The 1979-nt window shown below is 50.9% G+C and carries 2 protein-coding genes and 1 pseudogene; all 3 read left to right on the top strand.

What is annotated here, in order from left to right:
• Positions 1-55: 55 nt before the first annotated feature.
• Positions 56-220 (top strand): annotated as a pseudogene (locus A7090_RS24380) (LysR family transcriptional regulator); the annotation flags it as partial.
• Between the two features lie 214 nt (positions 221-434).
• Complete coding sequence (gene yoeI / locus A7090_RS24375; RefSeq protein WP_010723108.1) at positions 435-497, top strand: membrane protein YoeI; 63 nt, start codon at positions 435-437, stop codon at positions 495-497.
• A complete protein-coding gene (gene plaP / locus A7090_RS24370) occupies positions 487-1845 on the top strand; it encodes a putrescine/proton symporter PlaP (protein ID WP_105275808.1) in 1359 nt (452 codons plus the stop codon). The genes yoeI and plaP overlap by 11 nt, the downstream gene beginning before the upstream one ends.
• Positions 1846-1979 lie beyond the last annotated feature (134 nt).

The raw sequence follows: 1979 nt of genomic DNA, 5'->3' as shown, positions 1-1979 counted from the left end.
GCGTAGCACTGCCGACTGAATAACACATCCCCGTCAATACGGTTCTTGCTGCACGCTTACGAAGAAAGTGGTTGCCCAAACGCTGTTTGAACCCGTCTGGATTGGCTGGAACGAAGAGACTTCAGGACTTGCCAGCGCCTGGTGGCGAGACGAGATTTTAGCAAATAGTGCGATCGCCGGTGTTTATGCAAAATCTGATGACGGAAAATCAGCCATTTAAAGAAAAATTATTATGACAAGCCTCTCATTCTCTTGTCATTTCACCCCTATTTAGGCACAATGCGCCGCTGTCAAAAAATGACTAAAAACCGACGTTTCATTAGCGTCGGTTATTTTTTGCTTCTGACCAATCATTCATACCAAGAGGCCGGGCTTCGTACCGGATAGATATTTACTAAAAATCGACAGTTGTTGTCGCTGAGGAATCCAAAAAAATGGGGCAATTTTTTGCTTACGCGACGGTTATCACCGTAAAGGAGAATGACCATGTCGCATAACGTTACTCCAAACACCTCTCGCGTGGAATTGCGTAAAACGCTTACGTTAGTTCCGGTTGTAATGATGGGCCTTGCCTATATGCAGCCGATGACGCTGTTTGATACTTTTGGTATCGTTTCAGGCCTCACGGATGGCCATGTGCCGACAGCCTATGCGTTCGCATTGATTGCGATCCTGTTTACGGCGCTGAGCTACGGGAAGCTGGTTCGTCGCTATCCTTCTGCTGGCTCTGCATACACTTACGCCCAGAAATCCATTAGCCCGACGGTTGGCTTTATGGTGGGTTGGTCTTCTCTGCTCGACTATCTGTTCGCGCCGATGATCAACATTCTGCTGGCGAAAATCTATTTTGAAGCTCTGGTGCCTTCCATCCCATCGTGGATATTTGTGGTGGCGCTGGTGGCCTTTATGACCGCCTTTAACCTGCGTAGTCTGAAATCCGTAGCGAACTTCAACACCGTAATCGTGGTGTTGCAGGTAGCGCTGATCGCGGTGATTCTGGGCATGGTTGTGTATGGCGTATTTGAAGGTGAAGGCGCGGGTACACTGGCGAGCACTCGTCCGTTCTGGTCTGGCGATGCGCATGTTATCCCGATGATTACCGGGGCGACAATCCTGTGCTTCTCCTTTACCGGTTTTGACGGCATCAGCAACCTGTCGGAAGAAACCAAAGATGCAGAGCGCGTGATCCCGCGTGCGATTTTCCTGACCGCGCTGATCGGCGGCATGATCTTCATCTTTGCAACTTACTTCCTGCAACTGTACTTCCCGGATATCTCTCGCTTTAAAGATCCGGATGCGTCACAGCCTGAAATCATGCTGTACGTTGCGGGCAAAGCGTTCCAGGTTGGCGCGCTGATCTTCTCTACCATTACTGTGCTGGCGTCCGGTATGGCGGCGCACGCAGGTGTAGCGCGTCTGATGTACGTAATGGGGCGTGACGGTGTGTTCCCGAAAAGCTTCTTCGGTTATGTACACCCGAAATGGCGTACTCCGGCGATGAACATCATCCTGGTTGGCGCGATTGCCCTGCTGGCAATCAACTTTGACCTGGTAATGGCAACGGCGCTGATTAACTTTGGTGCGCTGGTGGCGTTCACCTTCGTTAACCTGTCGGTTATCTCGCAGTTCTGGATCCGTGAGAAGCGTAACAAGACACTGAAAGATCACTTCCAGTATCTGTTCCTGCCGATGTGTGGTGCGCTGACCGTTGGTGCGCTGTGGGTTAACCTGGAAGAAAGTTCAATGGTTCTTGGTCTGATCTGGGCGGCAATCGGCCTGATTTACCTGGCTTGCGTAACCAAGAGCTTCCGCAATCCAGTTCCGCAGTACGAAGACGTTGCATAATCTTACAAGCCGGATGACATAATCATCCGGTTAAATCTCAAAAAGCCGGAGTTTATTGCTCCGGCTTTTTTGTGTGCGCCGGGCATGGCGCGTAGCGCCGTGACTGGCGCTGTTCTTCAACTGTGGTGGCTGAA

This window comes from Escherichia sp. MOD1-EC7003, assembly GCF_002965065.1.
Lineage (GTDB): Bacteria > Pseudomonadota > Gammaproteobacteria > Enterobacterales > Enterobacteriaceae > Escherichia.
The sequence above is the reverse complement of the archived record's forward strand: the minus strand, read 5'-3'. Positions and strand labels throughout refer to the sequence as shown.